7 protein-coding genes are annotated in these 8,182 nt (G+C 67.7%); 1 reads left to right on the forward strand and 6 read right to left on the reverse strand.

Going from position 1 to position 8,182, the window contains the following annotated elements:
* Window positions 1–784 precede the first annotated feature (784 nt).
* The 6 genes from FJ222_10845 to FJ222_10870 are packed head-to-tail and all read right to left on the reverse strand — an operon-like array spanning window position 785 to window position 6,465.
* The gene (locus tag FJ222_10845) at window positions 785–1,123 is read right to left on the reverse strand and encodes a type II toxin-antitoxin system PemK/MazF family toxin (GenBank protein MBM4164916.1); all 339 of its coding nucleotides are present in this window, start codon (window positions 1,121–1,123) and stop codon (window positions 785–787) included.
* The gene (locus tag FJ222_10850; protein ID MBM4164917.1) at window positions 1,105–1,308 is read right to left on the reverse strand and encodes a hypothetical protein; all 204 of its coding nucleotides are present in this window, start codon (window positions 1,306–1,308) and stop codon (window positions 1,105–1,107) included. Before FJ222_10850 ends, FJ222_10845 begins: the two co-directional genes overlap by 19 nt.
* Complete coding sequence (locus FJ222_10855) at window positions 1,302–1,571, reverse strand: hypothetical protein (protein MBM4164918.1); 270 nt, start codon at window positions 1,569–1,571, stop codon at window positions 1,302–1,304. The genes FJ222_10850 and FJ222_10855 overlap by 7 nt, the downstream gene beginning before the upstream one ends.
* A gap of 3 nt (window positions 1,572–1,574) precedes the next feature.
* Entirely contained in the window at window positions 1,575–2,927 is a 1,353-nt protein-coding gene (locus FJ222_10860; protein MBM4164919.1) for a nucleotidyltransferase family protein, read from the reverse strand.
* A complete protein-coding gene (locus FJ222_10865) occupies window positions 2,924–3,868 on the reverse strand; it encodes a hypothetical protein (GenBank protein ID MBM4164920.1) in 945 nt (314 codons plus the stop codon). Before FJ222_10865 ends, FJ222_10860 begins: the two co-directional genes overlap by 4 nt.
* Complete coding sequence (locus FJ222_10870) at window positions 3,865–6,465, reverse strand: DEAD/DEAH box helicase (protein ID MBM4164921.1); 2,601 nt, start codon at window positions 6,463–6,465, stop codon at window positions 3,865–3,867. The genes FJ222_10865 and FJ222_10870 overlap by 4 nt, the downstream gene beginning before the upstream one ends.
* Before the next feature lie 691 nt (window positions 6,466–7,156).
* Here FJ222_10870 and FJ222_10875 point away from each other — a divergent pair.
* Window positions 7,157–8,068: a nucleotidyltransferase gene (locus FJ222_10875; GenBank protein ID MBM4164922.1), complete on the forward strand. Its 912-nt coding sequence runs from the start codon at window positions 7,157–7,159 to the stop codon at window positions 8,066–8,068.
* Window positions 8,069–8,182 lie beyond the last annotated feature (114 nt).

The following is an 8,182-nucleotide window of genomic DNA, read 5'->3' on the forward strand; positions in this document are numbered from 1 at the left end:
CAACCTCTTTTCCGCGCTTTTCGAGACACGGAACCGGATTCGCACGGCCCCGTGACGCCACCACTGGGCAACGGCCCCGCAGCCCCGCTACCATTAAAAAAGGGGTTGCCCCCCGCATCGTGCATTCCAACGATGCGTTCGGCTCTTTCATCTTCACGCTCCACGGATGTGGAGGCGGGGGCGGGGAGCGGACGCAGGGAGCGCCCGAGAAGTTGGCACTCTCAAGTAAAAAAGGGGGTTGACATTTACCCCACCCCCCCCGCATAATGCATTCCGAACAATGCGTTCGGCTCTTTCATCTTCACGCTCCACGGATGTGGAGGCGGGGGCGGGGAGCGGACGCAGGGAGCGCCCGAGAAGTTGGCACTCTCAAGTGAAATGCTGAAATGCTGAAAACTGAAATGCTGAAAGCTGAAAACTGAAATGCTGAAATGCGAGAAGAAATGCAAAGGATCGCGGCGCTGACACACTTTCAGCTTTTCAGCTTTCTGTTTTCAGCTTTTCTCTGCATTCCCATTCACCTGCGGCGCGGCGAGACGCCGCTGCCCTACCCGTCCGCAATGTTCGATCCCGGCGTCAGCCTGGAGCCGGCCTGCCCCCAGGCCGGCAGGCGCACGGGTTTGCCAACGGCCGGGGTGCCGCCTTCGCCAGAGGCTACGGCGAGCCAAGGAGGGCGCCCCGGCTCCAAGCCCGACGGCATGCGCCGAGCGCAGGCCCCACATGCCAGTGGCTCCGCGATCCATTCAGGGGTGGTTTGTGGAAGGTGGTGTGTTCGTCCGGGTTCTCATGATTTTTCACGGAGGATCGCAACAACGGCATCCACGACATCCGAACGTTTCTTCTCGTGCAACGTGCCGAGAACGCGTTGAACGATCATGGTGTTCGCCGAAAAGAGTTTGCCAGGACGCGCATAACTCGTTCGCAATAGACTACCAGAAACAAAATCCGATTGGGATAACTCGACCGCGCGGGCATCGGAGTAAGGATTGCTGGTGATCTGACAAAGGATCCAGTCATCCCGATCCACGCCAGCCAGCACGACCGCAGGTCGAAGTTTGCTGGCGGAAAGATCGGAAAACGGAAACCTGACCAAGACGACGGCGCCTATTGCAGGTGTGCCCACGCGACATCCTCCTCGGGTCGTTCCCAATCATGGGCGAGCGCCTCCTGACTGAGTAACGCCGTTTCAGACACATCCGGCGCATCGAAGATCGTCACGATCGCACGGCAGGAATGTCCCACATGAACAGGTTCCAGCAGATGAATCTCGCCGGTTGTCGAAAGGATGGCCTGTACTGACATCAACATGATTGCACCTCCTTGTACGGCGCGAGCATCTTGACCCCCAGGATCTCGATGATCATAATGGCTGCGCCAGTCATGGCTGCGATGAAATTATGACTGGGCATGGTGACACAGGGGGCGCAAAAAGATGCAAACTTTTGTGCCGATGATACCCTTTGTTGTTGTTTTAGGCAAGCGCTCTTTTTGGGGCGAAATGCTGAAAACTGAAATGCGCAAAAGCGCAAAAGATCGCGGCGCTTGCACACTTTCAGTTTTTCAGCTTTCAATTTTCAGCTTTTTTCTTCCTGCGCCTGCAGCCAGCGGTCGAGCCGCAGGCGGGCGGCCATGTCGTCGCCCGCCTCCGCGACGGCGGCGCGCCGCCGGCCGACGGGAATCAGATCGCGCGTGCGCCGGACCGCCAGATCCCACGCCCGCACGGCGTAGCCGCCCGGCAGACCGCCGTAGCGCATCGCCACGGGATGCGCATGCCTCAGGCTCTCCGGAGAGATCCCAATCGCCGCCGCCCCCAGCGCCAGCCTGCGCCACCACGGCGCGCTCCGGAATTCGCAGAGCCGCTGGGACATCTGCACCCGCCAGGGGTTCTCCGGCAGCGCCAGCGCCAGGGCCGCGCGCCGTTCCGCGCGCATCCAGGCGGGGTCATCCGGCGCCCAGCCGGCGAGCGCCGCCGCCGGCTCGACGCCGCAGAGGTCGTGCGCGACCCGCCACACGAACGGTGCGCTGAAGCCCAACCCCCAGGCGCGCGCCTCGGCGGCCAGCGCCCCGGCCGAAAGCGCCCGCGCGTGACGGCGGCCGAGCAGCACGAGATCGAGGTGGGCGCGCGCGGGAAAGCGCCACTGGTGCGCCAGCAGGTGGTAGATCAGGTAGACGGCGTGCGCCGCGGGGGCGAGGACCGGCGCCTCCACGCCGGCGATCACGGCGCGTGATGCCGAGGCCCACAGGCGTTCCACGTCCGGCGGCCGCAGCAAGCTGTGGGTGGCATGCCACACGTGCCATTGCAACTCCACGGCGGCGCGCTCGCCCGGATGCCGGAAATGCCGCTCCCTGCTCCATCCGTCCGGGACGCCGGCGTCGGTGGCCACATAGCCGGCCGCCTCCAGCGCAAGGCCGGCGGCGGCGGCGTCAGCCGGCCGGACCAGCACATCGATGTCGTTCATCGGGCGGCAGACGATGTCCTCATAGACCTGCTCGGCGAGCCAGGAGCCCTTGAGCGGGATGGCCGCCACGCCAGCCGCGCGCAGCGCACCCAGGAGCGCGCCGAGCTGACGGTTGGTGCGGACGGCGGCGACGGCCCGCGCCCGGAACGCCTGCTGCGCGCGCTCCAGGAGCGGCGGCGGCGGCCGCAGGCCGTCCGGCCAGACGCGCACCGCGGGAAAAAGATAGGCATCGAGATCGTGCAGGCAGACCTGCCACCAGACAGCGGGCCAAGCCACCGGCGCGGCGTCGATCTCCTCGCCGCAGAGCACGGCGCGCAGCACGCGCCGCAGTCCGGCCACGCCGGCCGACACCTGCGTTTCTGAGGCATCGCCGATCGGGTCATCCACGCTCATCCTCGCGCTTCCGATCACCGTCGGCGCCGGGTCGCTGGATGTGTCAATCGTCACAGGCGGGCGGGATCCTGTCATAGTCGGGTCCGATCAATTTGCATGCGGTGCTTGCGCAACACGAAGCCGCCGGGCGGCCCGGCCGGCCGGCCGGCGCGCAGGATGGCGTCCGGGCGCTCGCCGCCCCAGATCTGCAGAGCGACCGTCACCGCGCGCCCGTAGACCTGTTCGACCATCTCGCGGAACCGCTCCTGTCCACGCCAGAACGGCAGCGGGCCGAGGCGGGTGAGGAGCGGCGCCGCCACCATCCGCCCCGGCGGAGGGCCAAAAGTGGCGGCCGGCGTCCAGCGATCACCCCAGAATGCGGCGGCATCCGCAGGCGGATCGGGCGCGCAAACCGGCACCGGCGGGGGCGGTCGAAGCCCGCCGCCGCCGGGACGGTCGCCAGCCGCTGGGATCAGATCACCGCGATTGATGCCCCGCAAATCGAGCAGGAGCATGGGCTCGCGTTCGACCGCCTCGCCCAGCAGATAGAGGACGGCCGCCGCATGTTTGCACGGCGTCGACCAGTCGGGGCAGGTGCAGGTGCAGACCCAATCGCCGCGACGCGCGGGAAACAGGGAAACCCCCGCGTCGCGGAAGAGCGCCTCCACTTCGACGGGGAGATCGTTGACGAGCAATCGCCCGATCCAGGCGGGGTGCGCGCCGAGCGCTGCCGAGAGATCGCCGCGAACGCCATCAGCCAGCGTTCGAAACGTGAAGGTCACCCGATACGGTGCCGGGGCGCCGCCCTGCACCACCGCTCCGACCGAGCCCTCGCCGAGGGTCAGCGCGGCGACCTGCCCCGCCACCGCATACTGGCGGCCCCGCCCCAGCCGGGCGCCCAGCCGCAATCCCTCCAGCATCAGCATCCAGCGCCGCCCCCACCACGAACGGCTCTGGCTGCTCCGCGTCCCCTGCGCGCGAATCCCCCCCCGCACCGGCAGCGGCACCCGCGGCTCGTGCTTTTTCCTTTTGCTCATGGCGTCCACTCCCCCACGGCGTCCTGCGCCAGCGCCAGCGCATCGCGCAGGTCGGTGTCGTTGAGTTCCGTCAGCCACGACTCCCCGCTCGCGACCAGATCGTCGGCGAGCGCCGTCTTCTCCCGGATCATCGCCTCGATCCGGTCTTCCAGCGTGCCGCCGCACACCAGCTTGTGCACCATCACGTCGCGGGTCTGACCGATCCGGAACGCGCGGTCGGTCGCCTGGTTTTCCACCGCCGGATTCCACCAGCGGTCAAAATGAAACACATGGTTGGCCCGGGTCAGGTTGATTCCGGTGCCGCCCGCCTTGAGCGAGAGGACGAACACAGCCGCTCCCGCATGGGCCTGGAACGCCGCCACCTGCGCGTCGCGCTCCGCGCGCGGCGTGCCGCCGTGCAGAAAGGGGACAAAGCAGCCGAACGCCTGCTGCAGGTGCCGCTGCAACAACGTCCCCATGGCCGCATACTGGGTGAATACGAGCGCCCCCTCGCCGGCCGCAACGACCTCCTCCAGCATTTCGCGCAACCGGTCGAGCTTGCCGGAACGTCCGCCCAGCTCGCCGTCCTCGCCCAGAAAATGGGCGGGGTGGTTGCACACCTGTTTCAGGCGGGTGATCGAGGCCAGCACGAGGCCGCGGCGGCTGATCCCGGAGGCACCGTTCTTCAGCGCGGCGCCGAGTTCGTCCAGCACCCCCTGATAGAGGGATGCCTGCTCGCGCGTCAGCGTGCAGTAGACCGAAGCCTCGCGTTTTTCGGGCAGGTCGCGGATGATGTCGCGATCGGTCTTGAGCCGCCGCAGAACAAACGGCGCCGTCGTCTGCCGCAAGCGGTCGCGCGCTGTCAGATCGATCCCGGTCTTGATCGGCAGCGCGAAAGTTTCGCGAAACGCCGCGCGCGCGCCGAGGAGTCCGGGGTTGAGAAAATCCATGATCGACCACAGGTCCCCGACCTGGTTCTCCACCGGCGTGCCGGTCAGCGCGATCCGGTAATCGGCCTGCAGCGCGCGCGCGGCCTGGGCCTGGCGCGTGTCGGGGTTTTTGATGTTCTGCGCCTCGTCGAGGATGAGCCCGGCCCAGGCGACCTGCCGGATGCTCGCATAGTCGCGGTGCAGAAGTGTGTAACTGGTGACAACGATTCCCGCCGCCGCCGCCTCTTCGGCGAAGGTTCCGGACACGCTGCGGCCCGCGCCGTGATGGACATGCACGGGCACGGCGGGGATGAAGCGGGCGGCCTCGCGCGCCCAGTTGGTGAGCACGGATGTCGGGCACACCAGCAGCACCGGCCGACGCTCGCCCTGTTCCCGCTCCCGCGCGATCAACGCCAGCGCCTGGATCGTCTTGCCCAGCCCCATGTCGTCCGCCAGACACGCGCCCAAGCCCCATTGCCGCAAAAACGCCAGCCAGGCGTAGCCGCGCTCCTGGTAGGGGCGCAACGTGCCGCAGAATCCGGCTGGCGGCGGAAGGGGTTCCAGCGCGGTTTCACCGCGGAGCCGGCGGATGAGCTGGCCCAGCCAGCCCCCCGCCTCGACGCCGGCGACGGCCAGACCATGCGCATCGCCATCGATGCCGAGCATCATGCGGATGATGTCGTTTGCCGCGCGGGCCTCGCGCATCTGGCGACGCCACAATTTCAGCGCCTCGTTGACCTGCCCGTGGTTGACCTCGACCCAGCGGTCACGAAACCGCACGAGCGCGTGTCCCGCCTCTGCGAGACGAGCGAGCTCCACGGCCGTGACCGGCTCGCCGCCGATGGCGATCTGCCAGTCGACATCCACCAGCGACGCCAGGGTGAAAGACCCGGCGACGGGCGATCCCTCCGCCGTGACCCGCGCGAGGACCTGAATGTGGGAGGCGGCGCCCTGCCACCACGGCGGCAGCCTGACGCCGAAACCGGCGGCTTGCAGCAGCGGCGCGTCGCTGCGCATGAAGCGGTGGGCCTGATCGGTTGTCAGGGTCGCCCCCGTCACTCCACCGTCGCCCGCATCCACGATGGGGGCGATCAGCGCCGCCTGGCCGAGCGCCATGAGGAGGCTCTCGCGCCCGGCGGCATCCACACGGTTGTCGTGCCACGCCTGCTCCCAGTCGGTCCGCGGGTCCTCATCCGTCTGGCCGAGCCCCTCCACCCGGTAGCGCAACCTCCACGGGGCGGACTCCCCCGGCGGGTCTTCCAGTTCAAAGCAGAGATGCAGCGGCGAACGGCTTTCGAGATCAACGGAGCGGCGCCAGCGCGCGATCTCTTCGGCGAGCGACGCGATTTCGACGGGGCTCTCCCAGCGGATCGCGCGGGTGTCGCCACGCAACGACGCCCCCCAGGCGTCGTGCGCGCTGAACGTGCGGCCCCGTTCCGCATGGGCGCGCGACAGGGTCGTCACCGACGCCAGCCTCACCAACCGGTCGACGACCTCATCGAAGAAGGCCGCAGCAGCAGCCTGAAGCGGATCGCCGCTGTGGGGCGCGGACGCCCCATCGGACGAGAGGGCCAGCGCCGCACCCGGCAGACACGCCGCGAGCACAGTGAAGCGCCGCACCTCGGCCCGGTCCAGGGCTGGCTCCCAGCGCGATTCGTAGCCGGTGTCGGGCAGAACGCCACCGGGCATCGGGGTCTCGCACGGATCAGGGGCGTCGCCTGCCGCGCGCACCCCCGGCAGGACTTGCCGGCGCGCCACGACGGCGCCGGCCAACCGGAACAGGTCGCTCCACGCTCCCATATCATTGCCGGCCATCACTCCCGGCGCGAGCCGGCGCCCTTCGGACGTGGCGCCCAACACCAGAAAGAGCTCGTTCACCTGCAGCGGCAGCGCCCAAACCCGCCTCAGGGTCAATACCGACGCCCCGGCGCTGCCGCGACGAAGCCACTGCCGCGACGAAGCGATGCGGCCGGCGTTGGCCGGGAGGCGCGCGAAATAGATCCGGGCGTCGGAAACGGCGCGCTCCGCAGCCCCTCCGGATTCGAACGCGGCCAGCGCCCGGGACAGCGCCTCGCGGTCGCAGCCCCACGGTTCCGGTGCGCCCGGGACACACGGGTCGCCAGCCGGGGTGTGATCGCAGTCACCACGCAGTCCCCCGCCGACCTCGGAGGTTTCCTCCCCCCAAAGCAACCACTCGTCCGCCAGCCACGAACCGTGAAGAACAACCATCGTTGGGCTATTGTGACCGTTCTTGCCCGCTTCTGCAAGTGGCATCTCCATAATTAGAAATGCTGTTGCCGGGGAAACTATTGCGGGGTCAACGAAGGACGGCTATACTGCACGACCATCGGGTGATGCCAAACAAGCGAGGAGAGGATTCATGCATGCGACCGTGTTGATTCTGGCGGCGGGAATGGGGAGCCGCTATGGCGGGCTGAAACAGGTGGATCCGGTCGGCCCGGACGGCGAGACGCTGATGGACTATGCGGTCTTTGACGCCCTGCGCGCCGGCTTCGATCGGATCGTCTTCGTCATCCGCCGCGATTTTGCGGAGGTCTTCAAACGCCAGGTTGCCGCCCGCTATGCCAGCCGGATTGCCGTGGACTACGCCTATCAGGATGTGAATGACCTGCCCGCCGGATTCTCGCCGCCGCCCGGACGGGACAAGCCGTGGGGCACTGCTCACGCCGTGCGCGCGGCGCGGGCGGTTGTCCGCGAGCCCTTTGCCGTGATTAACGCCGACGATTTCTACGACCGCGACGCCTATGCGCAACTGGCCGGCTTCTTTTCCACGCCTGCGCCGACAGGAGGCAAGGCCCGTTTTGCGATGGTCGGCTACACCCTGCGCGCGACGCTCTCGACGCATGGCACGGTATCGCGCGGGGTCTGCCGGGTCGGCGCCGACGGGATGCTGGCGGATGTCACGGAGATGACGCAACTGGCCGCCGCCGGCGCGGGCGTGGAGAATCGGCCAGCCAACGGCCCGGTGGCGCGCCTCAGCGGCGACGAGGCGGTCTCCATGAACTTCTGGGGCTTCACGCCGCGCCTGTTCGACATTCTGGAAGATCAGTTTCCCGCGTGGCTGCAGCAGCACGGCGGAAGCGCCAAAGACGAGTGGTACATTCCCTTCGTGGTCGCCGATCTGATCCGGCGCGAACTCGCCGATGTACAGGTGCTGCGCACGGATGGCGTGTGGCAGGGACTGACCTACCGCGCGGAACATTCTGCGGTCGCGGCGCGCCTGCTCCAGTTTGCCGAGGCGGGCCACTATCCGCGGCCGCTGTGGGGGTGAGAGCCGCATGCAAAACCCTGTTTTGCATGCGGAGTGTTCAGGTGTCAGGTTTCGGGTGTCAGGTAGAACCGCACGATGTTGCGTCTTCCTGAAACCTGAAACCGGCGCTTGCAG

The sequence above is a fragment of the Lentisphaerota bacterium genome (assembly GCA_016873675.1).
In the GTDB taxonomy this organism is placed as follows: Bacteria; Verrucomicrobiota; Kiritimatiellia; order RFP12; family JAAYNR01; genus VGWG01.